At 68.8% G+C, this 25,261-nt stretch carries 23 protein-coding genes; 2 read left to right on the forward strand and 21 right to left on the reverse strand.

Translation table 11 applies throughout. The annotated features are described in order from the left end of the window. Positions 1 to 33: 33 nt before the first annotated feature. From EV649_RS34600 to EV649_RS34635, 8 genes are read right to left on the reverse strand one after another with little or no spacing between them, the layout of a single operon-like run. Entirely contained in the window at positions 34 to 1,317 is a 1,284-nt protein-coding gene (locus EV649_RS34600; RefSeq protein ID WP_157996367.1) for an alpha-L-fucosidase, read from the reverse strand. Beyond that, a complete protein-coding gene (locus EV649_RS34605; protein WP_130387908.1) occupies positions 1,314 to 2,687 on the reverse strand; it encodes an FAD-linked oxidase C-terminal domain-containing protein in 1,374 nt (457 codons plus the stop codon). Before EV649_RS34605 ends, EV649_RS34600 begins: the two co-directional genes overlap by 4 nt. Then, positions 2,677 to 3,543: a U32 family peptidase gene (locus EV649_RS34610; RefSeq protein ID WP_130387909.1), complete on the reverse strand. Its 867-nt coding sequence runs from the start codon at positions 3,541 to 3,543 to the stop codon at positions 2,677 to 2,679. The genes EV649_RS34605 and EV649_RS34610 overlap by 11 nt, the downstream gene beginning before the upstream one ends. After that, positions 3,540 to 4,844: a DUF2088 domain-containing protein gene (locus tag EV649_RS34615; RefSeq protein ID WP_130387910.1), complete on the reverse strand. Its 1,305-nt coding sequence runs from the start codon at positions 4,842 to 4,844 to the stop codon at positions 3,540 to 3,542. Before EV649_RS34615 ends, EV649_RS34610 begins: the two co-directional genes overlap by 4 nt. After that, a complete protein-coding gene (locus EV649_RS34620) occupies positions 4,844 to 6,664 on the reverse strand; it encodes an IlvD/Edd family dehydratase (protein WP_130387911.1) in 1,821 nt (606 codons plus the stop codon). Before EV649_RS34620 ends, EV649_RS34615 begins: the two co-directional genes overlap by 1 nt. Next, positions 6,661 to 8,112 (reverse strand): aldehyde dehydrogenase (NADP(+)), encoded by a 1,452-nt coding sequence (locus EV649_RS34625; protein WP_130387912.1) that lies wholly within the window; start codon positions 8,110 to 8,112, stop codon positions 6,661 to 6,663. Before EV649_RS34625 ends, EV649_RS34620 begins: the two co-directional genes overlap by 4 nt. Continuing rightward, positions 8,109 to 9,002 carry a fumarylacetoacetate hydrolase family protein gene (locus EV649_RS34630; protein ID WP_130387913.1) on the reverse strand — a complete coding sequence of 298 codons (894 nt, stop codon included), beginning with the start codon at positions 9,000 to 9,002 and terminating at the stop codon, positions 8,109 to 8,111. Before EV649_RS34630 ends, EV649_RS34625 begins: the two co-directional genes overlap by 4 nt. 11 nt (positions 9,003 to 9,013) lie before the next feature. After that, positions 9,014 to 11,728 carry a UxaA family hydrolase gene (locus tag EV649_RS34635; RefSeq protein WP_130387914.1) on the reverse strand — a complete coding sequence of 905 codons (2,715 nt, stop codon included), beginning with the start codon at positions 11,726 to 11,728 and terminating at the stop codon, positions 9,014 to 9,016. Positions 11,729 to 11,848: 120 nt separating this feature from the next. Between EV649_RS34635 and EV649_RS34640 the strand changes: the two genes are divergently transcribed. Both EV649_RS34640 and EV649_RS34645 read left to right on the forward strand, forming a co-directional pair. Next, positions 11,849 to 12,529, forward strand: coding sequence for a GntR family transcriptional regulator (locus tag EV649_RS34640; protein ID WP_130387915.1), 681 nt, complete (start codon positions 11,849 to 11,851; stop codon positions 12,527 to 12,529). Further along, positions 12,526 to 12,933, forward strand: a complete 408-nt coding sequence (locus EV649_RS34645) for a hypothetical protein (RefSeq protein WP_130387916.1) — start codon at positions 12,526 to 12,528, stop codon at positions 12,931 to 12,933. The genes EV649_RS34640 and EV649_RS34645 overlap by 4 nt, the downstream gene beginning before the upstream one ends. Positions 12,934 to 12,935: 2 nt before the next feature. Here EV649_RS34645 and EV649_RS34650 read toward each other — a convergent pair whose 3' ends face one another. The 13 genes from EV649_RS34650 to EV649_RS34710 form a co-directional block, all read right to left on the reverse strand. Beyond that, positions 12,936 to 13,274: a VOC family protein gene (locus tag EV649_RS34650; protein ID WP_130387917.1), complete on the reverse strand. Its 339-nt coding sequence runs from the start codon at positions 13,272 to 13,274 to the stop codon at positions 12,936 to 12,938. 22 nt (positions 13,275 to 13,296) lie between these two features. Further along, entirely contained in the window at positions 13,297 to 14,493 is a 1,197-nt protein-coding gene (locus tag EV649_RS34655) for a Gfo/Idh/MocA family oxidoreductase (RefSeq protein WP_130387918.1), read from the reverse strand. 166 nt (positions 14,494 to 14,659) lie between these two features. After that, on the reverse strand, positions 14,660 to 15,334 hold the full coding sequence (locus tag EV649_RS34660) for a glycerophosphodiester phosphodiesterase family protein (protein WP_130387919.1): 675 nt from the start codon (positions 15,332 to 15,334) through the stop codon (positions 14,660 to 14,662). After that, positions 15,331 to 16,650, reverse strand: a complete 1,320-nt coding sequence (locus tag EV649_RS34665; RefSeq protein ID WP_157996368.1) for an ABC transporter substrate-binding protein — start codon at positions 16,648 to 16,650, stop codon at positions 15,331 to 15,333. The genes EV649_RS34660 and EV649_RS34665 overlap by 4 nt, the downstream gene beginning before the upstream one ends. 2 nt (positions 16,651 to 16,652) lie before the next feature. After that, positions 16,653 to 17,465 carry a carbohydrate ABC transporter permease gene (locus tag EV649_RS34670; protein ID WP_130387921.1) on the reverse strand — a complete coding sequence of 271 codons (813 nt, stop codon included), beginning with the start codon at positions 17,463 to 17,465 and terminating at the stop codon, positions 16,653 to 16,655. Next, on the reverse strand, positions 17,462 to 18,412 hold the full coding sequence (locus tag EV649_RS34675) for a sugar ABC transporter permease (RefSeq protein WP_241999066.1): 951 nt from the start codon (positions 18,410 to 18,412) through the stop codon (positions 17,462 to 17,464). Before EV649_RS34675 ends, EV649_RS34670 begins: the two co-directional genes overlap by 4 nt. Further along, on the reverse strand, positions 18,409 to 19,209 hold the full coding sequence (locus EV649_RS34680; protein ID WP_130387922.1) for an inositol monophosphatase family protein: 801 nt from the start codon (positions 19,207 to 19,209) through the stop codon (positions 18,409 to 18,411). The genes EV649_RS34675 and EV649_RS34680 overlap by 4 nt, the downstream gene beginning before the upstream one ends. 77 nt (positions 19,210 to 19,286) lie before the next feature. Further along, complete coding sequence (locus EV649_RS34685; RefSeq protein WP_130387923.1) at positions 19,287 to 19,982, reverse strand: MgtC/SapB family protein; 696 nt, start codon at positions 19,980 to 19,982, stop codon at positions 19,287 to 19,289. 21 nt (positions 19,983 to 20,003) lie between these two features. Continuing rightward, entirely contained in the window at positions 20,004 to 21,023 is a 1,020-nt protein-coding gene (locus EV649_RS34690; protein WP_130387924.1) for a 2-hydroxyacid dehydrogenase, read from the reverse strand. Beyond that, positions 21,020 to 22,480: an FGGY family carbohydrate kinase gene (locus tag EV649_RS34695; RefSeq protein WP_130387925.1), complete on the reverse strand. Its 1,461-nt coding sequence runs from the start codon at positions 22,478 to 22,480 to the stop codon at positions 21,020 to 21,022. Before EV649_RS34695 ends, EV649_RS34690 begins: the two co-directional genes overlap by 4 nt. A gap of 12 nt (positions 22,481 to 22,492) precedes the next feature. Continuing rightward, entirely contained in the window at positions 22,493 to 23,293 is an 801-nt protein-coding gene (locus EV649_RS34700) for a DeoR/GlpR family DNA-binding transcription regulator (RefSeq protein ID WP_130387926.1), read from the reverse strand. Then, positions 23,290 to 23,907 (reverse strand): histidine phosphatase family protein, encoded by a 618-nt coding sequence (locus EV649_RS34705; protein ID WP_130387927.1) that lies wholly within the window; start codon positions 23,905 to 23,907, stop codon positions 23,290 to 23,292. The genes EV649_RS34700 and EV649_RS34705 overlap by 4 nt, the downstream gene beginning before the upstream one ends. Next, a complete protein-coding gene (locus EV649_RS34710) occupies positions 23,904 to 25,238 on the reverse strand; it encodes an FGGY-family carbohydrate kinase (protein ID WP_130387928.1) in 1,335 nt (444 codons plus the stop codon). The genes EV649_RS34705 and EV649_RS34710 overlap by 4 nt, the downstream gene beginning before the upstream one ends. Positions 25,239 to 25,261 lie beyond the last annotated feature (23 nt).

A 25,261-nucleotide genomic window follows, 5' to 3' on the forward strand; every position in this document is an offset into this window, starting at 1 on the left:
CTCGGTTCCTGGTTCGACTCCAGGCAGGGGGACTCAGCGGTCGGACAGCAGCGGGTCGAAGTGGACCGCCAGGGAGACGGCGGTCTCGGCGCGGGCGGACAGGACGCGCACCCGTACGTCGTCCGGCGTGATTGGTGAGTCCAGCGTGAGCAGCCGCCGATGGCCGATCGTCGTACCGCGGGCGATCTCGGTCCACGCACCATCAACCAAAGCGTCCACGGCGAACGATTCGACCTGCTGACCGGCCGTGATGTCCTCGCGCAGGTCAAGCACGTTCACCTCGCCCGGCAGCGCGACCGGGGTGTTGTAGTACTGCCGCACCGCCACACCGAACGCGGCCAGCGCCTCCACATCCGGATCCGCGAACAACCCACGGCGATCAGGCGGGATGTTCAGCAGCAGTGCGGCGTTCCGCCCGACCGACTTGCGATAGATGTCCAGGAGCTCCGGCAACGACTTCACCGCCGCGTCCTCGGACGCGTGGTAGAACCACCCGGGCCGGATCGACACGTCGACTTCAGCCGGATACCACCGCAGCTCGTCAGCCTGAGCCAACTCATCAGGCCCGGCCACAGAACGCGCCGTCTGATCAGCCACCATCTGCCCGTTCAGGAACGGTACGACGCTCCACTCCGTCTCCCGCGCGAACCCGTCCTCGTTGCCGACCCACCGCACGTCCGGCCCACCGATCGCGATCGTCGCGTCGGGCGCGAGCCGCCGGATCAGATCGAACCACGCCTCGTACGAATAGCTCTGCGCACTGCTCGTCGGATTCGCCCCGTCCAGCCAGACCTCGGCGATCGGCCCGTACGACGTGAGCAGTTCGTGCAACTGCTGAAGATAGAACCGGTTGTAGTCGTCCACGACGTACGAGAATTCGCCGATCTGCGAAGCGACAGCAGGACTGCCGTTGCCGTAGTACCCACCAGGCGCCTTCTCCTGATAGAGGTCCGCCGGCGACAGATACACCCCGAACCCGAGCCCACCAGCCTGGCAAGCGGCCGACAGCTCCGCGACGACATCGCCCTGATACGGCGACGCGGCAACGGTATGCGGCAGGTACTTGCTCGGCCACAAACAGAACCCGTCATGGTGCTTGGCCGTCAGGATCACGCTCTTGAACCCCGCGGACACCAACGCAGCAACCCACTGCGAACAGTCCAGCGACGAAGGATCGAACACCGCCGGATCGTCGACGCCGGTCCCCCACTCCAGGTCCGTGAAGGTGTTCGGCCCGAAGTGCACGAACGCGGTCTGCACCTGCCGCTGCCATGCGAGCTGCCGCGGCGACGGGCGTACGGCGGAAGCATCGATCACAGCAGCACCTTTCCAGGATTGAACAAGTTCCCGGGATCGAACGCAGCCTTGATCCGCCGATGCAGTTCGAGGCCGACCGGCCCGAGCTCGGTCTCCAGCCAGCGCGCCTTCAGAGTCCCGATCCCGTGCTCGCCGGTGATCGTCCCGCCGAGCCGCAGCCCCAGCTGCATCACCGCGCCGAACGCCTCCAGCGCCCGCGCCTCAGCCGCCGCGTCGGCGGGGTCGAAGACCACGGTCGGGTGCATGTTCCCGTCACCTACATGCCCCGGGCAACAAATCAGTACGTCGTACTTCGCGCCGATCTCCGCGATCCCGCGCAGCAGCGTGATCAGCTGCGACCGCGGTACGGCGACGTCGTCGATCAGCGTCGTACCCAACGGCTCCAGCGCGGAGTTCACCAGCCGGCGCGCCTCGAGCAGCATGCCGGACTCTTCCGCGTCGGACGCCTCGGCGACGTCGATCGCGCCGTGCGCCGTGCAGATCTCCGCGATCCGCCCGACGTCCTCGGCAGCACGCGACCCACGGTCGGACTGGGCAAGCAACATCGAGCCGACATCCTCCGGGAGGCCCATGTCCCGGTAGTCCTGGATCGCCCGCAGCGTCGGCTGATCCAGGAACTCGAGCAACGACGGACGCAGACCCGAGGCCATCACGGCCGCAGCGGCCGCGATCCCGTCCTCGACGGAACGGAACGTCGCCGCCGCGGTCAACGCCGCCTCGGGCGCCGGGCGCAACGCCAGCGTCGCCTCGGTCACCACCCCGAGAGTGCCCTCGGACCCGACGATCAGCCGCGTGAGGTCGTACCCGGCGACGCCCTTCGCCGACCGCCGCCCGGTGCGCACCACCTCACCGGACGCCAGCACCACTTCGAGGCCGCGCACGAAGTCCGCGGTCACGCCGTACTTCACGCAACACAACCCGCCCGCATTCGTCGCGATGTTCCCGCCGACCGTCGACATCTCCCACGACGACGGATCGGGCGGATAGAACAGGTCCTGGTCCAGCACAGCGCGCGACAACTGAGCGTTCACCACGCCCGGCTGGACCACCGCAACCTGGTCCTCGGCCGAGATCTCCAGGATCTGCGCCATACGCGACGTCGACAGCAGCAAACACCCGTCGATCGCATTCGCCGCACCCGAAAGCCCGGTACGCGCGCCCTGCGTCACGATCGGGACGCCGAGCTCACCAGCAGCCCGAACCACCTCGACGACCTCCGCGGTCGACGACGGACGCACGAGCGCCCGCGGTACCCCGGCGGTGCAGAACTTCGCGTGATCGTTGCGATGACTGTCCAGTACGTCGGGATCGTCGACGACAGCGTCATCTCCGAGGACCGACCGCAGCCGGTCCACGAGCTCATCCCTCATCTTGCTCCGCGAGCAACCGCAGGATCAGCTCCGCTCGCCGGACACGTTCCCGTCCGAGTGCTTCCGCAGTACCGATCAAATGCGCCCCGACCGGGTAGATGTTCGGTGCGTTCCGCAGCCCCATCTTCAGATAAACGGGCGCCGCGGTCCGGACGATCTCCGGTACGTCGTAGAAGCGGACGTGGCCGCCCTGGTCGTCGGGGACCTCGATGTACATGTCGATCGGGACCGTCGTCACCGACCGGATCTCCGCGAGCACCGGCACCGGCAGGTCGGTCGATACGTTCAGGCTGGTCGCGCCAAGACGCTCGTACAGCCGAGCAGTAGGTGCATTGGGCAACGGCATCAACACCGAGGTCTTCAGCACCAAGTCCGCAGGCAGCTCACCCTCGATCTTCAACTGCCCCAGGATCTCGAGTACGCCGATATCGCCGACCAGCAAGCTCCGTACGCCGAGCTCGACCGCGCGGAACGCGTCACACAACGATGCCGCCACCTGCTCGTTGCCCCGCGCAACACCACCGACCGCGGCCGACACCTTCGCCTGACCGCCGATATCCCAAGAACCCCGCGGCCCGAGGAACAGACACACCTCGACGCCCGACGAGGCGCCGAGCGACAGCATCTCCTCGATCTCGCCGTCGGTCAGCATCATCACGCCGCTGCCCTGCGACACCCGGTCGATCGTGATGCCGCGAGACTTGGCCTCCTCCAGCACCGCAGTCATCACCCGCGGCCCTTCACAGGAAGGGATCTCGACCTTGTACGGCGACCCGTCGGGGAACGTACGGGTCGACGTCTCGCCCGGCCGGAAACCACGATCGGCAAGCAGGGCACGTGCTTCGCGAAGATTCATGTCTCGCTCCAAGGTCCGAGTCGCCCGGCCGACGTCAGGTCCCGCGCCGTACCGGTGATCTCCAGGTCGAATCGTTCGGCCGCCTCGGTCAGCAGCGCCGGCGTCACCATCAACTCGTTCGGCGACAGCGTGTCCTTGATCCGGGCCAGCCGGAGCTCGGACCAGTCCCGCCGTCCGCACATCGTCACAGCCGCGAGTACGGCGGCCTCGTCGTCCTCCATCACCATCGGCAACCGCGAACGGCGCGCACCGCCGGCGCCCGACGTCAGCGCGTTCACGTAGCTCGCCCGCAGGTCGATCTGTTCCAGCAACCGGGCCGGGATCGCGTCGGCGAGGCCGAGCCCGGAGGCGTTGCCGTGCGAGGCCGGCGACAGCGAATGCACGCTGATCGCGGCGATGGTCGGCGACTCGAACTCGGGGATCCCGTGCACCCAGCACCGGCCGATCACGTTGGTGTCCATGCCGGCGCCGGACTTGTCCTTGCCCAGTTCGTCGACGACCAGGACGTCGAGCTCGTCGAACGGCAGCCGTCCGAGCAGGCTGGAAGCCCTTTGCAGCAACGCGTTCTCGGCCGCTTCGGCAATCCCGTCGGCCGCGAGCAGCTCGACCGACGCGGTCTGCTCGCGCGCGTTCTCGAGGATCGCGAGGCCGCCGAGGATCTTGCCTTGTGCAACCACCATCCGGGCAGCGGCCTCGATGTTGGCGCCGAGCGACGGGATGCCGCCGGCGTGCAGGGAGGCCGCGCCGAGATGGTTGCCAAGTCCGATCGCGAGGATCTTCGCGATCCCGCTCTCGATCGGGCCCCGGAAGTCGGTGTGCGGTTTGACCCGGTTCACCAGCAGTACGCCGTCCGCCTTGGCGGCGATCGCGTCGTGGTGGACCTCGGTGCCGTCCGGCAGCGCGCCGACGACCACGGTCTCCATCGTGGCTTCGATGGGACAGCCAACGGTCTCCGGGGTGATGCCGAGGCCTTCGAGCATCTCCCGCTGGCCGTCGGCGGTCGCGCCACCGTGTGAACCCATCGCGGGGATCACGAACGGCGCAGCGCCGACGTCCCGCAGCCAATCCACGGCCGCCTTCACCACCGGTACCAGATCGTGAATCCCCCGGCTGCCCGCGGTCACCGCGATCCGGGCGTCCGGCACGATCCGTCCCCGGAGCGGTTCGAGCGCCGCACGCGCGTCGGCGTACGGGTCGGCCGACACCGGCAGATCCGAGAGAATCCGCCGGATCGGCGTCACCTGCGGGAGAGTCCCCGACGGCCGCAACCCTCGGATCGCCTCGAACGGTCCCCAGCTCATCAGTGGCTCTGGCGGGCGACTGCGGAGCCGGTGCGGCCTACTAGGAAGTCGAGGTCGCAGCCCTGGTTCGCCTGGGTCACGTGGTCGACGTACAGGCGGGCCCAGCCGCGATCCGTCGGCGGCGCGGGCGGCTGCCAGTCGGCGCGCCGCTTCTCCAACTCCTCGTCCGGTACGTCGAGATGCAGCCGCCGCGCCGGTACGTCGAGCTCGATCCAGTCCCCCGTCCGCACCAGCGCCAACGGCCCACCAACGGCAGCCTCCGGCGTGACGTGCAGTACGACGGTGCCGTACGCCGTACCGCTCATCCGCGCGTCCGAGATCCGCACCATGTCGTCGACGCCGATCTCGGCGAGCTTGCGCGGGATCGTCATGTTGCCGACCTCGGGCATCCCCGGGTACCCGCGCGGCCCCGCGTTCTGCAGGACCAGCACAGTGTCCTCGTCGACGTCGAGATCCGGATCCTCGACCGCCTTGTCGTAGTCCTCGATGCTGCTGAACACAAGCGCCTTGCCACGGTGCCGCGACAACCGCTCGGACGCCGCCGACTGCTTGATGACCGCACCGTCCGGGGCGAGATTCCCCTTCAGTACGGCGGTTCCCGCGCCACTGCCGAGCGGATCGCCGACCGGGCGGATCACGGCGTACGTCTCGCTGCCGGGAGCGGCACCGGGGTACGTCGCCTCGATCCGCTCCGCGTTGGCGACGTTCTCGCCGATCGTCTTGCCGGTGACCGTGATCGCGTCGGTCTTGAGCAGCGGCAGGATCTCCTTCAGCACCGCGGGCAGGCCGCCGGCGTAGTAGAAGTCCTCCATCAGGTACTTGCCCGACGGCTGCAGGTCGACCAGCCACGGGACGCCGCGCGCCCACTCGTCGATGTCGTCCAGCGTCACGTCGACGCCGACCCGGCCGGCGATCGCGAGCAGGTGGATGACGAAGTTCGTCGAGCCGCCGATCGCCGCGTTCGCCCGGACCGCGTTCGCGAACGCGTCGCGGGTGAGGATGTCGCTGATCTTCAGGTCTTCCTTGACCATCTCGACGATCCGCTGCCCGGACTTCTGCGCGATCACATACCGGCGGGAGTCGACCGCCGGGATCGCCGCGGACCCGGTCAGCTGCAGGCCGAGCGCCTCGGCCATGCAGGCCATCGTGGACGCCGTGCCCATCGTCATGCAGTGGCCGTTGCTGCGCGACTGGCCGGCCTCGGCCGCCGCGAAGTCCTCGGCCGACATCCGGCCGGCGTTGAGGTCCTGCGTGAAGCGCCAGACCGCCGTACCGGAGCCGATGTCGCAGCCGCGGAATTTACCGTTCAACATGGGACCGCCGGTGACGACGACGGTCGGCAGATCGACGCTGGCCGCGCCCATGATCGAGCCGGGCGTCGTCTTGTCACAGCCGGTCAGCAGGACGACGCCGTCGATCGGGTTGCCGCGCAACGACTCCTCGACGTCCATGCTGAGCAGGTTGCGGAACAGCATCGCGGTCGGCCGCAGCAGCGTCTCGCCGAGCGACATGACCGGGAACTCCAGCGGGAACCCGCCGGCCTGCCAGACGCCGCGCTTCACCGAGTCGGCGAGCCGGCGCAGGTGCGCGTTGCACGGGGTGAGCTCGGACCAGGTGTTGCAGATGCCGATCACCGGGCGCCCGTCGAACGCCTCCTCGGAGAAGCCCTGCGACTTCATCCACGACCGGTGGATGAAGCCGTTGCGACCGTGCTCACCGAACCAGTGGTCGAAACTCCGCCGTCCGGTCGACGCCGGAGCCCCTTCACCGGCCAGGACGTCACCCTCGGCCGGGTCGTTGGTCGGAGGTACATCAGTCATCGCGACACCTCACCTGTGGTCACGGTTCCGTTCACCCGGCGCGTGATCCCGGCCGGGTTCGAGTCCTTCAGTACGTCGGGCAGCACCGCATCGGGAGCGTCCTGGTACACGACCGGACGCTGGAACCGCCGCGCCGCGGTCACCCCGACGCTGGTGTGGATCGAGCCGACCGTCGACGGGAACGGCCCGCCGTGATGCTGGGCCCACGACACTGCGACCCCGGTCGGCCAGCCGTTCCACAGAACGCGGCCCGCACGAGCGGTCAGCAGCGGGAGCAGGTCGCGCGCGAGCTCGGCGTCCGCGTCCTCCGCGTGCAGCGTCGCGGTCAGGTTGCCGTCGAAAGCCTCGATGGCTGCGCGCAGCTCGTCGGGCGAGGAGTACTCGACGACGACCGAGACGGGGCCGAAGCACTCCTCGAGGATCTCTTCACGGCGGGCGAGCAGCTCGGTCACCGTGGTCTGCAGGAGGGTCGCGCCGCCGGAGGCCCAGACGCGTACGCCGTCGACCTTCTCCAGCCGGTCGAGGCCCGAGGTGAAGCCGTGCTTGATGCGGTCGTTCAGCATCGGCGCCTCGGCGACGGCACCGGCCGCCTCGGACAGTTGTTCCTGCAGACCGTGGCCGGCCGGGAGGAAGAGCAGGCCGGGCTTGGTGCAGAACTGTCCGACGCCAAGCGTGAACGAACCGACGTACCCGCTCGCGATATCCTTGCCGCGGGCATCAATCGCTGCCTGGGTGACGAAGACCGGGTTCAGGCTGCCGAGCTCGCCGTAGAACGGGATCGGCTCCGGGCGCGTCACGGCGATCTGGTGCAGTGCCTTGCCGGCCGGGACGGAACCGGTGAAGCCGGCTGCGGTGATCCGCGGGTCCTTGAGGGCCGTGACGCCGACGTCGAAGCCCGCGATCAGGCCGAACGTCCCGTCCGGCGCACCGGCTGCCTTCAGCGCCTCGATCATCACCTCGGCGGTCCGGGCGGACAGCTCCGGGTGACCCGGGTGCGCCTTGACGATCACCGGGCAACCGGCCGCGAGCGCGGACGCGGTGTCTCCACCGCAGACGCTGAACGCGAACGGGAAGTTGCTGGCGGCAAACACCAGCACCGGGCCGAGGGGGACGAGGACGCGGCGGAGGTCCGGGCGCGGGACCGGCTTGGCCTGCGGGTCCAGGGTGTCGATGGTGACTTCCAGCAGGGAACCTTCTTCGAGCGCGTCTGCGAACATCCGCAGCTGGCCGGTGCTGCGGGCGACCTCGCCGGTCAGACGCGCCTGCGGCAGCGAGCTCTCACGCATCGCGATCGGCACCAGTTCGTCGGAGGCCGCGTCGAGCGCGTCCGCAACGGCGCGGATCCACCCGGCCCGGACGGCCGGCTCCGACGTACCAAAGGCAGGTGCCGCCGCAGTCGCCGCTGCCAGGACATGCTCGAGCTCGGCGGGGGTGGTGTCCTGCGTCATCGGATTCCCTCCAGGTTGTCGGTTGCCAGGAACGCGAACGGTTCCCGGCCTGCGGCCACGGTATTCGTGAGGGTGCCGACCTCGTCGATGGTGATCGTGATGACATCGCCCTCGGCCAGTGCGAAGTCCAGCTCGGGGACGATCCCGGTGCCGGTCGCGAGGATCACGCCGTCGGGGAAGTCGTTCGGCAGGAACAGTGCGTCGATCAGGTCCTGGAGCTCGCGGACCAGCTTCTCGGTGGACGTCGTACCGGTGAACACCTCGTCGCCGCCACGACGGATCACCAGGTTGATGCCGAGCTTCTTGGGGTCCGCGACCTCCCAGACCGGCCGGATCCCCGACGCCAGCGCACAACCGCCGGCGAACAGCTTCGCCTGCGGCACGTACAGCGGGTTGACGCCTTCGATCGACCGCGAGCTCATGTCGTTGCAGACCGTGAACCCGACGATCTCACCGTGACTGTTGGCAACGACCGCCAGCTCCGGCTCGGGTACGTCGTGACCGGAGTCGGACCGGATCCCGACCGGCTCGCCGTCGACGACCACCCGCCAGGCCGGCGCCTTCTGGAACAGCTCGGGCCGGTCGGCGGTGTAGACCTTGTCGTAGACCGACTGCTCGCTGCTCTCCTCCATCCGGGCACCGCGCGAGCGCTCGTACGTCACGCCCGCGCACCACACCTCGCCGCGACCGTCGATCGGCGGGAGGAACGTCAGCCCTTCGACGGGCACCGCCTCACCGGCCTTGTCGACCTCCGCCTGCAGCTCCTCGCGGGTGAGCCGGAGCAGTTCGGCGAAACTGTTCACGCCCGGCAGCGAAGCCACCGTGTCCCCGGTGCGCACACCAGGGGTCGGGCGGCCGTCGACTGGGGACAGATAGCGGACCAAATGCATGGACAGGCCTTTCACATTGACGTACCGAGCAGACCACGGGTGATCTGGAAACCGACGTTGCCGGAGGCAACCGCCTTGGGAACGAGCCGGCGACCGGCGACCGCAGCCACGATGTCCAGCCCGATCCGCGCCTGTTCGGACGCGTCACCGGTGGCCACCGCGTCCAGGTCGTCGCCGTACGTCGCGACCGTCTCCGGGTCGTTGCTGAACTCGACCACCGGAACGAACCGCTGCGCGGACAAGGTGCCGCCCGCGACATGCGCCAGAATCTGCTGGACACCCGTCGCGCCGAAGCCGGTCGCGGTCTCCATCCAGTCCGTCCCCGGCATCCGCATCACGTGCCACCCCGGCTCCGCGAACCGCTGCCCGTGCGCGACCGTCGGGCCCACCGGGTCCGCCGATCCGAACGCCGCAGTACGGAATCCGTCGTGCGCCAGCAACGCGCCACGTGACGACAGTACGACGGAACCGCCGGAGCCGACGATCTCGCGGCCGATCAGCGCGAGCGCCTCGGCGGTCTCGTCCGAGAACGGGCCGCGGGCCTCTAGGCCGATCGTCAGCGCCCCGAGATCACCGGACTGCGCGACCGGAGCCGACAGGTCGAAGCTGCTGAACCAGTCCCGAACCCTGCCGCCGACCGCTTCGAGACCGCCGTCCGCCTGGATGCTCGCCCAGCCGAACCGGGACGGATCCTTGCCCGCCTCGACGAGCCGGGACCGGAAGTAGTCGTTGTGCGTCTTCTCGCAGCCGTGCTCGAGAAGCAGGGCCATCCGCGTGTTCGGGTGCAGAAGGTAGCCGAGCATGATGCGCGCGAACGTCTCCTCGGACGCGCCGCCGCTGCTGCCACAACCCTCGGTGTGCGGGAGCGCCACCATCCGCGTGACGGCGTCACCGGCCCACTTCTCCAACTCCGCCTGAGCCGCGATCCGCAGGGCCACCTGGCCGGAGCAGAGGCTGGTCGGCAGGATCAGACCAACTGCCTCAGGCACCAACCGGTCGTCGACCTTTAGCAGCTCGGCGAGCGTGCGGCCGTCGGAGGTCAGGCCGCGGTGCGGGAGCCCGTCGAGCGGGGCGTCGCGGTCCTCGCCCGGGAGGTCGGAGAGCTTTCGGCTCATTCGGCCGTCGGTGGTGATCGAGATGCCCTCGCGCGGGCCGGTCTGCTTCCAGTTCCGCCAGATCGACACCTGGCTGTGGCCGGCCCGCTCGCCCGCGCTCTTCTCACCGGACGCGACACGCACCACGAGATCGAAGGTCTCCGCGGTCAGGTCCGCCATCGACGTACCGGTCAGGTACTTGCCGGCGTCGACGTCCATCTCGGCGTGCAACCGCTCGTACCGCGCGCTCGTGGTGACGAACTTCAGCGTCGGGACGAACGGGAAGTTGGTGATCGACCCGTTGCCGGTGGTGAAGAAGATCAGGTTGCAGCCGCTTCCGATCTGGCCGGCGACCGACTCGAGGTCGTTGCCAGGGCTGTCCATGAAAATGTAGCCGTCGCCGGGCAGCGGCTCGCCGTAGTCGATCACGTGGTCGAGCCGGACCTCGCGCGGCAGTTTGCGCGCGGCGCCGATCGACTTCAGCACGATGTTGTAGAGCCCGCGGTACACGTTGCCGCCGGACGGGTTGCCCTCGGCCGTGTGCCCGTGCCAGCCGACGCGTTCCTTGAACGACTTGATCGTGGCCAGGAAGCGCTTGGCGGTCGCGAGGTCGCGGACGTTCTTCAGCACGTACGGCTCGGCGCCGATCAGTTCGTCGGTCTCCGCGAGCACCGCCGTACCGCCGTGCCGGATGACCTCCGCGCTGACCTGACCGGCGAGCGGGTTGGCCGAGATACCGGAGAAGGCGTCGGATCCGCCGCATTGCAAGGCGATCTTGAGGTCCGCGAGCGGGACCTCCTCGCGCTGCTGCGCGTCGACGACCGGCAGCCACGGCTCGATCAGCGCGCCGGCGGCCGTCAGGTCGTGCTCGAAGCCTGCGCTGCGGGTGAAGTAGGCGTGCGGCACCTTGATCGACGGGTAGCCGTTCTCGGCCAGGAAGTTCTTGATCGCCTCGCCGGAGACGACATCACCCTCGGTGTCGACGATCAGGACGGCGCCGACGTTCGGGTTCAGCGTGAAGCCGCCGAGCGTGGCGAGCAGGAAGTGCAGATTGTTCGGGACCTCGTCCTCGCCGCCTTCGGTGTGCGCCACCGGTACGACACCGTCGCCCGCGGCCGCACCGTCGAAACGCCGGGCCAACTCGGTGACGAACCCGCTGCTCCGCGAACTGGTCGCCAGCAGTACGACGTGATTTCGCGTCCCGGCCGGGCCCTGCTCACGGGGGTAGCCGAGGAACGTGCCGGACTGCTCGACGCTCGTCACCTGGGCGCCGAAGTGCAGCGCCGACTCGTCCAGCTCGAACGGGTCGAGCGGCTCGTTGGTCGCACTCGGCGCCTCGGGCAGGCCGTCCACACCGCGAGCGGTAACCGCTGCGAGGCTGGTCGGCGTACAGACGTAGTCGCCTGGGATCAGGTCACGGGAGGCGCGCGCGAACGCGGTGTTCCACGAGGTCAGCGCGTCGCCGGTCGCAACCGGAACGACCACGAAGCGGTGCCCTTCGAGCACGGTGTGCGGCAGCGTGATCGTCGTACCGTCGAGCTCAACCTCCGTGCCGGCGTCCAGCCGCCGGGAGGCGATCGCGACGTTGTCGCCGGGCTCGGGCAGGACGCCGATCTGTTCGAACCTCACCATCGTTCGTGCCTTCCCATAGCTTGCTCTCGCCCGAATCGTGCATGATGCATGATTACCAGTGTTACCCTGCCGAAACCGAACGGTGGGGTCAACCCCGCGACCAGATTCCGGAGACACCAGATGAGCGAGCCAGTGGCACCGGTGGACCGGCGGCTGCTCCGGCGGCAGATGCTCGCCGACGACGTGTACGAGGCCATCAAGACGATGCTGATGGACCACGTCATCCGGCCCGGGGCGCGGATCTCGATCGACGGGCTCGCGCGGGAGTTCCAGGTGTCGTCGACACCGGTGCGGGAGGCTCTGGCCCGGTTGGAGTCGGAAGGACTGGCGGTCAAGGAGCCCCTGAAGGGTTATCGCGCCACTCCGCTCCTCTCGCTCGAGGAGTTCGACGATCTCTACCGGTTCCGGCTCCTGCTCGAGCCGTGGGCGGCGCGGCGGGCGGCCGAGCTGATCTCCCCCGAAGGCGTGGAACGGTTGCGCGCCGAGCTGGCGAACGCGGTCGAGCCGACCTCGATCGACTACGCCGGGTACAAGTCGCTGACCGTGCACGACAACCGGTTCCACTCGCTGATCGCGTCGCTGTCCGGGAGCGAGCAGGTTCGATCGGCCTTCGAGCGGACCCACTGCCACCTGCACATCTTCCGGTTGCACTACGACCGCGACATCGGCCCCGAGGTCCTCACCGAGCACCGCGTGCTGGTCGAGGCGATCACCTCGGGCGATCCGGCCGCGGCCGAGTCGGCGATGACCCGGCACATCGAGAACTCGATGACCCTGCGGTTGCGCCGCCTCTACGAATGACCCGTCGCCCTTTCCCGCTGGCAGTGCCGCCGGAGCTCACGGCGTACATCCTCGACTTCCACTGGGACGTCGAACGGCTGCACGCCCTCGACCTGCCGACGGTTGATCTGCGGGTTGCCGGCCTGGCTCACCATCTCGACCTGCCGTTCTGGGCGTACGACGACCGGCCCTTCCAGGTCACGCCCCGCCAGGTCGCCGCGGATCCGGTCACCTACCGGGCGCAGTACGAACGCACCCTCGCCGCCGACCTCCGCCACCCCATCGACGTCGTCCACCGCCCCGACGACCGCATCACCATCCTGGACGGCGTCCACCGACTACTCCGGGCAGAACTCGAACACCACCCGAGCATCACCGCGCGAGTCCTGCAGTGGTCCGAGCTGGACCACATCGCCGTACCGTAACGTCACTCCACCGGCGCGCCGCCGTACGAGACCTCGTTGCCGTCCGGATCGTAGAAGGTCGCATGCCGTACGCCGTTCTCGTATGTCTCCCGTACGGCGGGCTCCAGGCCGCGCTCGGCGATCGCACCGAGCGCGGCGTCGAAGTCCTCGACGAACAACGTGTGCTGCGCATGGCCGGCATGCTCCGGAACGACCTCGATGTAGAGGTACCGGTGCTCCCCGACCTCCCACACCGCCTCGATGTCGTTCGGCAGAAAACTCGGCGGCGCCCCGAGAAGCTTCTCGTACCAGGCGACCGCGACGTCGTAGTCCCGAACAGAAATCCCGGCGAACAGATCCATACCGGATCTTATCGGCAGGAGATCACTCCGGGGCGTCGCCGTGGTCGGGGATCTCGAGTTGTACGCCGCCTTGCAGGGCGGACTGGTGGGCGTAGATGCCGGGGAGGGTGTAGCGGGCGGAGACCCAGGCGTTGATCGGCGGGAGGGTCTTGTCGGCGACCGCGCGGACGAAGTCGTCGGCGAGGAAGTGGTGCGAGCCCTCGTGACCGTTGTGCAGGCCGGCGAACTCCTCCGGGAGGCGGGAGCGGTCGTGGACCGGGGACAGCCCGGATCGGAACGCGTCCCGCAGCGCCGGGTCGACGTTCGCCAGGTCGGCGTCGTCCCCGGAACCGCTCGGCTTCGTCTCCATCAGGTGGCTGACGTCCTCGACGCCTTGCTTGTTCTGCCACAGCGTCGTGGTGGCGAGCTGCTCGAAGCTGCCCTCGGTGCCGAACACCCGCAGCCGCGACTCCCGGATGTGCGACGGGTACCCGACGCGGCGCATCTCGTTCGTCCGCATGATCCCGCCGTCGGCGAGCTTGAACAGCGCGGTCGCGTTCGAGAAGTCGTTGTCGAACTGGCTGATCTCCTTGTCGAAGACGCCGTCGCCGCGGTCGTCCTTGACGCCGATCGCCGACACGTGGGTGGCGTGCTGACCGGTCACCGAGAGAACGTTGCCGACGGCGTGCGTCGGGTAGAGCAGCGGCGGGAACGACGCGGTCTTCTTCCAGTCGTCGCCGCCGGAGTACTGGTACGCCGCGTAGAACCCGAGGTCCATGTCGTGGACGTAGTCGCCCTCGGTGTAGAACACCCGGCCGAACTCGCCGTCCGCCAGCTTCTTCCGGCAGTACACCGACGACGGGTAGTAGTAGCTCGTCTCACCCATCATGTAGGTGAGGCCGGTCTCCTTCACCAGCTCGATGATGCGCGCGATCTGGTCCGCCTCGATCGCCATCGGGACCGTGGAGTACACGTGCTTGCCGGCCTCGAGCGCCTTGATCGCCATCTCGCCGTGCAGCCACCGCTGCGTGAAGATCGCGACCGCGTCCACGTCCGACTCGAGCATCTCCTCGAACGACGCATGCGTCACCGTGATCCCCTGCTTGGCGGCCATCTCCGCCGTCCGCTCCGGGACGACGTCGGTCAGTCGCACATCGGACACGTCCGGATGCGCGGACCACAGCCGCAGGAACGAAGGGGCGAACTGGCCGGCTCCGACCACACCGATGCTGATTCCCATGCGGAAGAGCCAATCACACATTTATGTTCCACGGAAGAACATATTCACACGTTGAAACGTGTGACCGCGACCACGCCGCCCACCCGCCCGAGGCACCTTGAGCACCCACCAACCATTCTCACGGCGTCAAAACGGTTGGTGGGTGCCCAAAGTTGGGCGGGGTGGGTTAGGGGTGTGGGAGCAGGTGGGGGTTGTCGGTGGTGATGCCGTTTACGGCTAGGGCGGTGGCCTTGGTGAGGGTGTCGGCGTCGGGGACGGGCCAGGCGGTGACGGAGAGGCCGGCGGCGTGGAGGTCGGCGACGGCTTCTGGGGTGAGGCCGGCGATGCCGCAGAGGGACCAGCTCGCGCCGGCTGCGCGGGTACGGGTGATGACCTCGGCGGTGTCCGGCGTACGGCCGAAGATGTGGCCGGTCGTCACGTCCGGGAACGCCTCACGGACGGCGAGCAGGATCTCCGGGTGGAACGACGTCACCAGGGTCCGCTCGGCCAACGCCGGGTCCGACTTCAGCGACTGGGCGAGCAGCGGTACGGCGGCCTCCGCCTTGACCTCCGCCTGGAACCGTACGTCGATCGCCGCGACCGTCTCGGCCCACGTCGGGACCTGCTCCCGAAGACCGGCATCCAAGGCCCGCAGCTCGGCGAGCGTCAGCTCCTCGACCGCACCCGAACCCGACGTGGTGCGGTCGACGGTGGCGTCGTGCATGATCACGAGTTCGCCGTCCGCGCTGACACGGAGGTCGAGCTCGATCTCGTCGCAGCCGTCCGCGACCGCCCGGCGGAACGAGCGCAGCGTGTTCTCCGGTTCGGTCCCGAGTGCGCCCCGGTGGCCGGTGATGATCACAGCACCTTCTCCTCGTAGAGACGTTTCACCTCGTCGCCGATCACGTCGAGCCGGCGCGCGACGGAGGCGAAAACCTTCTTCGGCTGCGCGTTGTCGGCGTAGATCTGCTGCAGCCCGGTGTAGATCTGCACGTTCGCGTTCCGCCCGTACAGCCGGATCGCATCCTGCTGCCGCGCGTTCTCCAGCTGCGCGATCGCGACGCCGTAGTTCGGCTGCTCCGCGATCAGCTTCTTCAGCTCGGCGTCCTCGCGGGCCTTGTTCACGACCGGAAGGTAGCCGGTCTGCGTCGTCCACCACGCCGAGTTCTCCGGCAGGGCGAGGAACTGCAGGAACGTCGCCGCGGCCTGTTTCCGCTCGGTCGAGATGTTCCGCAGCATCCCGATCCCGCCGCCGCCGGTGGCGATCCCGGCCGCGACCTCGGACGGGATGAACCCGGCGCCGACCTTGAACTTCGCCTTGGAACCGATGGTCTTCATCGCACCGGTCGACTCCTGGATCACGCCGACCAGCCCGTTCGCGAAGTCCGTACTCGGGCTGCTCGCCATGTACGCCGCCCCGAGGTCGTGCACCATCTCCCGCTGCCAGTCGCCCGCGGCGACCGCACCGGCCTCGTCGATGGTGACGTCGAGGCCCTTGGAGTACGCGCCGCCGAACTGCCACACGTTGCCCTGGAACTGCCAGTCGCCGTCGATCTTCGCGAAGGCGATCGTCCGCAACGACCGCCCGCCGGACTGCACCTTCGCGAGTTCGGGCACCCACGACCGCAGCTCGCTCCAGGTCCGCGGCACCCGGTCCGGCAGCCCGGCCTTCGCGAACGCGTCCCGGTTGTAGTACATGATCGGCGTACTGCGGGCGAACGGAACGGCCCAGCTCTGCCCCTTCACGACGTACTCCCCGAACAGCTTCTCCTGGAACACCCCAGGCCCGAAACCGTCGGTGAAGTAGCCGTTCAGCGGTTCGAGCGCGTCGTTCAGGAAGAACCGTTCCCAGGTGACGTCGGACAGTACGGCGAGATCGGGCGCCTGCTTCGCGACCAGCGCGGCCGCGACCTTCTGCGCCACGTCGTCGTAGCTGCCCTGGAACTGCACCTCGACGTACACGTCCTGCTGCGAGTCGTTGAACTTGGCAACGAGCTTGTCGACCGCCTTGCCGTTCACGCCGCCGTACGGCGACCAGAACACGACCCGCGTGCGGTTCGCGTACTGCTTCGGAACGGACCCGGCCGGCTGCGAGTAGATCGCGTCCACCGAACGGTAGCCGCAGCCCGCCAGCGTGGCGCCGGCCGCGAGCCCCAGGAACATCCTGCGCTTGAGCATGCTCATCCCTTCAGAGCTCCGGCCGTGATCCCACCGACGATGTAGCGCTGGGCGATCAGGAAGATCAGCAGCATCGGTGCGAGCACCAGCAGCGTGCCGGCCATGATCGTTCCCCAGGCCGCGAGGCCTTCCTCGTCCTTGAGGATCAGCAGCCCGACGGGCAGCGTCCGCATCGAGGCGGTGTTGGTGACGATCAGCGGCCAGACGAAGTTGTTCCACTCCTCGACCGCGGTGATCACCACGACGGTGATCAGCATCGGCCGCGACATCGGCAGGACGACGCGCCACAACGTGCGCAGGTGTCCGGCGCCGTCGACAGCGGCCGCGTCCGTCACCTCTGTGGGCAGGGTGAGGAAGTGCTGCCGCATCAGGAACGTCGCGAAGGCGGACCCGATACCGGGGATGATCAGGCCGGCGTAGGTGTTGATCCAGCCGAGGGTCGCGACGGTCAGGTAATTCGGCAGCAGCGTCACGTGGCCGGGCACCATCATCGCGCCGAGCACCGCGAAGAACAGGATCTTCTTGAACGGGAACCGCAGGTAGGCGAAGGCGTACGCCGTCAGCACGGCGTTCACCACCTTCAACGCGGTCCCGATCACGGTGATGATCGTGGAGTTCAGGAAGAACCGGTCGAACGGCGCGGCCTTCCAGGCCAGGCTGAAGTTCTCCCAGGTCAGGTGCGGCCACCAGGCGGGCGGCCACTGGTAGATCTGGGTCGGCTGCTTGAACGCCGTGGACAGCAACCAGTACAGCGGTCCGAGGAACACGGCCGCCACACCGATCAGTACGACGTACTGGATCGCGCGTGTCTTCATCGGTAGTGCACCCGCCTCTCCATCACCCGGGCCTGCACCGTGGTGACGACCAGCAGGATGACGAACATGATGATCGACAGCGTCGCCGCGCGGCCCGCGTTGAACGCCTGGAAGCCCTCGTTGTAGATCGACCAGCTCAGCGTGGTGGTGGCATCACCAGGGCCGCCACCGGTCATCACCGCGATCACGTCGAACGCCTGGAACGTGCCGATCACCGTGGTGATCAGCAGGAAGAAAGTGATCGGGGCAAGCAACGGGAGCTTGATCGACCGGAACCGCGTCCAGGTCGACGCGCCGTCGATCGCGGCCGCCTCGTCGAGCTCCTTCGGCAGACTCTGCAGGCCGGCCAGGTAGATCAGCGCGGCGAACCCGACGTTCTTCCACAGGTAGACGATGACCAGACCCGGCAGGGCCCAGTCGGAGCTGTTCATCCAGTCCGGCGGCTCGGCGCCGAACGGCTCGATCAGCGCCCGCATCAGGCCGTACCCGGGGTCGAAGATGAACGCCCAGATGGTCGCGACCGCGGCACCGGACAGGATGTGCGGCGCGAACGCGATCGTCCGGACCGCACCGCGGCCCTTCAGCGGCAGGTTGAACAGGAACGCCAGCGCGAGCCCGATCACGAGGCTGCCGACCACGATCAGCCCGGTGAACACGACCGTGATCCACAGCGTCTTGTGGAACGCGGGGTCGGTCAGCGTCCGGCCGTAGTTGGCCAGGCCCACGAACTTCGGGCGGGCCGCGATCATGTTCCAGTCGGTCAGGCTGAGGAACGCGTTGTAGATGATCGGCCAGTACGCGAAGACCGCGATCACCAGCAGGTTCGGCGCGACCAGCAACGCGAACAGCCCGTACTCGCGGCGTCGTCGGCGCTTCCGCTGATCATTGCCGTCAGCAATCGTTCGTTCGTCCGGATGGGTCCGGGCCGGCAGGTCAACTACCGTCACACCGACCTCCTCGTCAGTAGCTCGAGCAACGCGGCGGCCACTGGGGGCGTGGACGCCAGGATGCCTTGTGGGAAAGCAGTTTCAGGTCCGCGGACGACGGTGGCGCCGGCCTCGCGGGCGATCAGCGCACCGGCGGCGACGTCCCAGGGCTGGATCAGGTGCTCGTAGTACGCGTCCGCCGTACCGTCGGAGACCGAGCACAGGTCGAGGGCGGCCGATCCGCCGCGGCGGATGTCGCGGACGACCGGCAGCAAGTCTTGCAGAAGCGCTGCCTGCTCGGCCCGGCGATTCGGGAGGTACGAGAAGCCGGTAGCCACCAGAGCCGACTCCAGTGGAGCCCGTCGCAACGGCCCGAGCCGCTGGTCGTCCCGGAAGGCGCCGGCATCGCGTACGGCGGACCACGTCGTACCGGTGCGCGGTTGGTGAACAACGCCTACGACTGCACCGTTCTCGTCCTCGACGGCGATCGACACGCTCCAGTCGAGGCGGCCGTAGAGGTAGTTGACCGTGCCGTCCAGGGGATCGATCACCCACGTCAGGCCGGTGCGCGAGCGGCGCGAAGCACCTTCTTCACCGAGGAGTCCGTCGCCGGGACGGGCCGCGGTCAGACCGTCGACGATCAGCTTCTCGGACGCGCGGTCGGCCGCGCTGACCGGGTCGTTGGCCGAGCTTTTGGTCTCGACACCGGCCGCGTCGATCGACAGACTCCGCTGACGGGCCAGGAGTTCCTCGCCCGCCGCGATCGCCAACCGGACGGCCAGCTCTCGCAGGTCAACGAGGTTCGGAGCAGCGAACATGCCGGTGAAATTATCACCGAACGATGGTTAGGTATAGAGAATGAGTGTGATTTTCTCACCGAAATCACATTCGTAGCTCAATCGTCATCGTCATTGCGCAGCCGTACGCCGGTGACGCCGTCGAGGTCGTCCAGCGCGAGCACGAGGTTCTGCAGCGGTGCGCGCCCGGAGAACCGCATCGCCGCTCGGACCTGCGGGCGTGCTCCGTCCCGGTGTACCTCGGTCCCGAGCACCGACGCCTCGAATCCCATCGACGTAGCGGTCGCCAGGATCGCCCGCAGTACGCCGGCTCCGTCGTCGTACCGCACCGTGACGATGCGGCGGCGGTCCGGCGAGGGCAGGAACCGGCCGAGCCGCGCGAACGGGCCGACGGCAACCAGATGGAGCACGGTGGCCGCAAGCGCGAGGACCGGCATCCCAGCACCGCAGGCCATGCCGATCGCGGCGGTCATCCAGATCGTGGCCGCTGTGGTCAGCCCGCGGACGACGTCCCGGCGCATGAAGATCACGCCGGCGCCGAGGAAGCCGACACCGGACACGATCTGCGCCGCGATCCGGGACGGGTCGAGATTGACGTCGGTCCCGAGGACGGCGCTGAAGCCGAACCCGGACACCAAGGTGAACAGTGCCGCCCCGGTGCCGACCAGCGTATGCGTACGCATGCCGGCGCTCTTCTGCCGCACCTGACGCTCGATGCCGATCACCATCGACAGCACGAACGCGATCAGCAGCAGAAGCAGCTCGGTCCAAGTAGTAGAGGTCGCTAGCTTCATGATCCCTGCCCTGTGCCCCGCCTACGCGGAGACCAGTCCAGCGGGGTCCTTTCCGGTCAGGAAGGCGGCGACGGCCTCCGCCGCGATCGAGCCGGCACGGTGGGCGGTCTGTCGCGTGGCGCCGGCGAGGTGCGGGGTCATCACGATGTTCGGCGCGGTCAGTAGCCGCGATCCCGCGGGCACCGGCTCCGACGGGAACACGTCGAACGCCGCCGCTCCCAGCTGCCCCGACTCCAACGCGTCCACCGTCGCGTCGTAGTCGAGCAAACCACCACGAGCTGTGTTCACCAGTACGGCGCCGCGCGGCATCGCAGCGATCTGCTTCGCACCGATCATCCCGCGAGTCTGATCGGTCAGACGCGCATGCAGACTGACCACGTCCGACTGCCGCAGCAACTCGCCGAGCTCGACGAGTTCGATGCCCTCGGGCGCTTGTTCGACGTACGGATCGGCGACCAGGACGCGGGAGCCGAACGCGAGCATCACTCGGGCGACCCGCTGCCCGATCGCGCCGTACCCGACCAGGCCTACGGTCGATCCGTCGAGCTCCAGCCCGCACTCGTCGTACGCGTAGAGATCGGAGCGCCACTCACCCTGTTCCAGTGTCCGCTGCAACCGTGGAAGGTTGCGCAAGGCACCCATCATCAACGCGACCGCATGCTCGGCGGCGGCGACCGCGTTCCGGCCGGGCGTCGACGCCACGGCGATCCCCCGCTCGGCCGCCGCGGCCACGTTCACGTTCACCGGACCGCCACGGCACACGACCAGGAAGCGCAGATCGTGCGCGGCGTCCAGCACCCGCTCGGTGAACGGCCCCATCTGCGTCACCGCGAGCTCGACCCCGGCCAGCGCCTCGATCAGCTGGTCCTCCGCGTCACTCGCCTCGTCCACCTCGGCAACCCGTCCGTACGGCGTCAGCGGCCAGGGCAGCGTGACCTCACGGAACTCGAACGCGACGTCCGGAATCGTGGTGAGCGCCGCGGCCAGCAGGTCGTTCCGCACGAAATGGTCGCCGGCGAGCAGCGTCTTGACGGTTCTCATCGATCTCCTGTGAACGTAGGTGCTGGGTCGGACCAGCGTGGGCGGGCCGACTCGATGCGGCGCAGGTAGTGGGCGTAGCCCTCGGCGTAGAACGCGGCGCGGGCCGGGTCCGGGTCGACCTGGCGGGTCTCCGCGATCCACTCGGCGCCGGCGCTGTCCGGGTCGATCGCGCGCCGCGCGCAGATCACCGCACCCCGCGCGGCGACCTGCTCGGCCTCGGCGGTGTGCAACGGCGCGTTCAGTACGTCGGCGAGGATCTGGGTCCACTCGCTGCTCCGGGCGCCGCCCCCGCACACGGTGACGCGACCGGTCCAGCCGGCCGCGTCGAGGCAGTGGCGTGCGGCGTACGCGATGCCTTCGCAGGTCGCGCGGACCAGGTCGGCCGTCGTCGTGGACAGCGAGATGCCGTCGATCGTGCCGCGGGCGCGGGTGTCCACGAACGGGGCACGTTCGCCCGCCTCCGACAGATAGGGCAGGACCGTGACGCCGGACGCGCCGGACGGGCTGTCCGCGAGCAGCGACGGCAGCTGGTCGGTGGTGACGCCAACGAGCGCGAGCACCCGGTCGAGAGCCGCCGTACCGACCATCGCGGGCATCGCGCGGAGCCAGACTCCTGGCGTCCAGGTGCCGAGGAACAGGCCGGCGGGCTCGTCGTCGACGGGCAGGTCACGGGTGATGACTTGGCAGGCCAACGTCGTACCGACGGTCAGCAGGGCGTCGCCTGGTTCGGTCACGCCGGCGCCCGCCGCAGCGGCCGGGAGGTCGTACGGGCCGGCGGAGACGCGGGTCCCGGGCGCCATACCGGTCGAGTCGTCGCGCAGCTCACCGATTGGTCCGGCAGCGGCGACCGGCGCGAGTAGATGGCGCACGTCGGACAGGCCCGTGGCCGCCAGTGCCTGATCGTCGTAGCTCCCGGTCCTCGGGTCGAGGAACGGCGCCGACGCGTCCGACACGTCCGTCGCGCGGACACCGGTGAGCGCCTGCATCACGACGTCCTTGCAGTACGCCGCCGTACCGGCCCGCTCGATCACGTCGGGTTCTTCCGCGAGTACGGCGGACAGCAGCGGGCCCGATGCCCCGGGGAACATGCGGTTGCCGGAACGCCGGAACACGTGTTCCGCGACCCCGTCCGCGGTCCACCGCTCGAGGATCGCGCTGCTGCGCGCGTCCAGCCACGAGATCGCCGGGCGGACCGCCGTACCGTCCGGATCGACCAGCCACAGGCCGTCGCCCTGCGCGGTGATCGCGAGGACATCGGGACGCGTTCCGACGACGGCCGCCAGCTCCCCGACCACCTCGTTGACCGAAGCAACGATCTCGGCGGTCTCGTGCTCGAACCGTCCCGCACCGGGACGGACCAGGCGCGTCGGTCGAGATGCCTCGGCCACCGGACGGCCGTCGCCGTCGAACGCGACGGCCTTCGTGACGGTTGTCCCTACGTCAACGCCGACGTCCATGCACTACCCCTCCTAGAGTTTGGCGACCTCCACCGTGGCGCCGTGGTCGCGCAGCGGTTCGATCAGGTCCTTCGGGGTCTTCTCGTCGACGATCACGAGGTCGAAGTCGGTCAGCGGAGCGAGCCGGTGCAGAGCGGTACGCTGCAGCTTGGCGTGATCGACCAGCAGCACCTTCGTCCTCGCCGAGCGCAGCATCGCCCGCTTGACCAGGACGATCTCCTCCTCCTGGTGGAACGCGTGCGTCGACGACACCGCGGACACCGAGCAGAACAGCAGGTCGGCGTGCAGCGCCTCGACGGCCTCGGCACACGGCATACCGCCGAACGAGTCGTGGGTCGCCGAGTAGATTCCGCCGAGCGCCAGCAGCGTGACGTCCCGCAGTTGCGCCAGCTTGGTGATCGCCGGCAGGAAGTTCGTTGCCACCGTCAACGGAGCGATGTCCTCGAACAGGTCGACCAGGGCCAGCGCGCTGGTCGAGTCGTCGAGCATCACCGACATCCCCGGCTCGATCATCGCCCGCGCGTGCCGGGCGATCGCGGCCTTCTCCGCGTGCGCGGTGTTCAGCCGGTACGCGACGTTGCTCTCGAACACGCTGGTCGGCTGCGCGCTGACCCCGCCGCGGTACTTCCGGACCACGCCTTGCCGCTCGAGCTCGTCCAGGTCGCGGTGCACGGTCATCACGCTCACGCCGAACGCCTCGACCAGGTCGTTCGCCGAGACCGAGCCGTGCTTCACGACGTACGCCGCGATCTCGGCCTGCCGGCGCGCGGGACGACTCAGTTCGGTGGTGTCGCCATCGACATCCGTTGTCATGCCAGGGTCTCCAAACGCAGAGGAGGAACGTTGTACGCCTCGAGACCCACTGTGCCGTCCTGCCGGCGCAAACGCACCAGCGCCGCGGGACCGAGCGCAGGTAGCAGTCTGCGGTAGTCGTTCAGTCGCAGTCCGAGCACCCTGCACACGAGCAGCCGGATGAGCGTGTTGTGCGCGACCACGAGGACCTTCTGGCCCTGATGCCGCTGCCCGATCTCGTCGAAGACCTCGCGGACCCGATCGGCCGCCGCGGCCGGGTCCTCGCCGCCCGGGAGGTGGTCCCGCACGGGGTCGAGCTCGAACGCCTTGCCCACCGCCGGCGGCAGCTCACTCAGCATCTTGCCCTCGGCCGAACCGAAGTCGACCTCGCGCAACCGGGCATCCAGCGTGGGCGTCAGGCCGAGCATCTCCGCGGTCGGCGTGATCGTCTGCCGCGCACGCAGCATCGGCGACGCCCACAACGCATCCGGCTCATAGTCCGCGGCCCAGTCCTTGAGTTGCTGCGCCTGCCGGACGCCGACCTCGTCGATCGGGAGGTCCGTGGAACCGGTGTACCGGTTGCCCTGGTGCCATTCGGTCCGGCCGTGGCGGGCCAGCACGATCGTCGTTCTCATCCCCGGTACCCCCGCCGGTCGAGTTCGGCGACGAACTCGCCGTACAGATCGTCAAGTCGTTCGCCGCGCGGCTCCAGGACGTGGTCGACGCGGACCATCCGTCGCGCTGTCCCGGTGAGATCGGTCCCACCGGACGCGGCCAGGATCGCCATCCCGTACGCCGGGTCCGGGACGGCGGGAAGCTCTACGGGTACACCGAGGACGTCGGCGCGGAGCTGGTTCCAGTAGCCGGCCCGGGTGGCGCCGCCCGTGAGCGAGACCGAGCGGACCGGGTCGGCGCCGAGCGCCTCCAGGTGCTCGAACGCGAGTCGCTCGATGAACGCGACACCTTGCAGCACAGCGGCGTACGTCTGCAGGTCGTCGGAGGTGCTGCCGAGCGTGAACCGTTCGGCCTGCGGTGCGACGAAGGGGAATCGCTCGCCGGTTTTGGTGAGGGGGTAGATGACCGCATCGATCGGGTGGGCGGCACGATCCAGCGCGTCGAGGTCGGCGCCGGGAAGCAGTTCGGTGAGTACGCCGGCGCCGGTGCTGGACGCGCCGCCCGGAAGCCAGCCACCGTCGGGATGACGGTGGCTGTAGACAGCTCCGGTCGGGTCGGTCAGCAGCTCGGTGCTGACGCCTTTGAGGACGAGTGTCGTGCCGAGGACCGAGTTCCACGCGCCAGGAGCGAGGGCGCCGGCGGCGATCTGGGCCGCGCAGCCGTCGGTCATACCGGCGTACAGGGGGACGCCGTCCGGCGTGCGGCCGAGCTCGGTACCGGGGCGGACGACCTCGGGGAACGCGGCGAGCGGGAGACCGAGTTTGTCGAACGCGGCGGCCGGCCAGGCGTCGGCGATCAGGTCGTAGCCGGTCTTGAGTGCGTGGCTGGTGTCGGTCGCGACCGGGTGGCCGACCAGGTGCGCCGCGACGAAGTCGGCGCTGTGGACGACGCGGCGGTCGGTGAGGTCGAGATCGAGGATCTTCGGGAGCGCCCAGGTGGGTTGCATGCTGGTCGCCCAGCGATCCGGGTCGGCGTCCACGATGTGGTCGCGACGGGCGGCCGCGCGCGCGTCGTCGTACATCAGGGCCGGTGTGACGGGGCGGCCGGCGCGGTCGGTCAGCAGGAAGGTGCCGGAGGTCGAGCAGATCGCGATGCCGTCGAGATCGGTGGCCCCGACGTCCGCGAGGACCGCGTCGACGGCGGTCAGCCAGGACTGTGGATCCTGCTCGTGACGGTCGCCGTCACGGTGGCTGACGAGCGGACGCGTTGCACGGGACAGAACCTGGCCCTTGGCATCGGCCAGCACGGCACGCACACTTTGCGTGCCGAGGTCGAGCCCGATCCAGCCCACGAGGCGCCTCCCGGATGAGTGTT

Origin of the sequence: Kribbella sp. VKM Ac-2569 (assembly GCF_004216905.1) — a bacterium.
Classification (GTDB): Bacteria; Actinomycetota; Actinomycetes; order Propionibacteriales; family Kribbellaceae; genus Kribbella.

What these genes read in the sequence shown, in the direction of transcription:
- EV649_RS34605 (WP_130387908.1), bottom strand. Translation starts at nt 2,687, where the DNA reads ATGAGGGATGAGCTCGTGGACCGGCTGCGGTCGGTCCTCGGAGATGAC.
- EV649_RS34610 (WP_130387909.1), bottom strand. Translation starts at nt 3,543, where the DNA reads ATGAATCTTCGCGAAGCACGTGCCCTGCTTGCCGATCGTGGTTTCCGG.
- EV649_RS34615 (WP_130387910.1), bottom strand. Translation starts at nt 4,844, where the DNA reads ATGAGCTGGGGACCGTTCGAGGCGATCCGAGGGTTGCGGCCGTCGGGG.
- EV649_RS34620 (WP_130387911.1), bottom strand. Translation starts at nt 6,664, where the DNA reads ATGACTGATGTACCTCCGACCAACGACCCGGCCGAGGGTGACGTCCTG.
- EV649_RS34625 (WP_130387912.1), bottom strand. Translation starts at nt 8,112, where the DNA reads ATGACGCAGGACACCACCCCCGCCGAGCTCGAGCATGTCCTGGCAGCG.
- EV649_RS34630 (WP_130387913.1), bottom strand. Translation starts at nt 9,002, where the DNA reads ATGCATTTGGTCCGCTATCTGTCCCCAGTCGACGGCCGCCCGACCCCT.
- EV649_RS34635 (WP_130387914.1), bottom strand. Translation starts at nt 11,728, where the DNA reads ATGGTGAGGTTCGAACAGATCGGCGTCCTGCCCGAGCCCGGCGACAAC.
- EV649_RS34640 (WP_130387915.1), top strand. Translation starts at nt 11,849, where the DNA reads ATGAGCGAGCCAGTGGCACCGGTGGACCGGCGGCTGCTCCGGCGGCAG.
- EV649_RS34645 (WP_130387916.1), top strand. Translation starts at nt 12,526, where the DNA reads ATGACCCGTCGCCCTTTCCCGCTGGCAGTGCCGCCGGAGCTCACGGCG.
- EV649_RS34650 (WP_130387917.1), bottom strand. Translation starts at nt 13,274, where the DNA reads ATGGATCTGTTCGCCGGGATTTCTGTTCGGGACTACGACGTCGCGGTC.
- EV649_RS34655 (WP_130387918.1), bottom strand. Translation starts at nt 14,493, where the DNA reads ATGGGAATCAGCATCGGTGTGGTCGGAGCCGGCCAGTTCGCCCCTTCG.
- EV649_RS34665 (WP_157996368.1), bottom strand. Translation starts at nt 16,650, where the DNA reads ATGCTCAAGCGCAGGATGTTCCTGGGGCTCGCGGCCGGCGCCACGCTG.
- EV649_RS34670 (WP_130387921.1), bottom strand. Translation starts at nt 17,465, where the DNA reads ATGAAGACACGCGCGATCCAGTACGTCGTACTGATCGGTGTGGCGGCC.
- EV649_RS34680 (WP_130387922.1), bottom strand. Translation starts at nt 19,209, where the DNA reads ATGTTCGCTGCTCCGAACCTCGTTGACCTGCGAGAGCTGGCCGTCCGG.
- EV649_RS34685 (WP_130387923.1), bottom strand. Translation starts at nt 19,982, where the DNA reads ATGAAGCTAGCGACCTCTACTACTTGGACCGAGCTGCTTCTGCTGCTG.
- EV649_RS34690 (WP_130387924.1), bottom strand. Translation starts at nt 21,023, where the DNA reads ATGAGAACCGTCAAGACGCTGCTCGCCGGCGACCATTTCGTGCGGAAC.
- EV649_RS34695 (WP_130387925.1), bottom strand. Translation starts at nt 22,480, where the DNA reads ATGGACGTCGGCGTTGACGTAGGGACAACCGTCACGAAGGCCGTCGCG.
- EV649_RS34700 (WP_130387926.1), bottom strand. Translation starts at nt 23,293, where the DNA reads ATGACAACGGATGTCGATGGCGACACCACCGAACTGAGTCGTCCCGCG.
- EV649_RS34705 (WP_130387927.1), bottom strand. Translation starts at nt 23,907, where the DNA reads ATGAGAACGACGATCGTGCTGGCCCGCCACGGCCGGACCGAATGGCAC.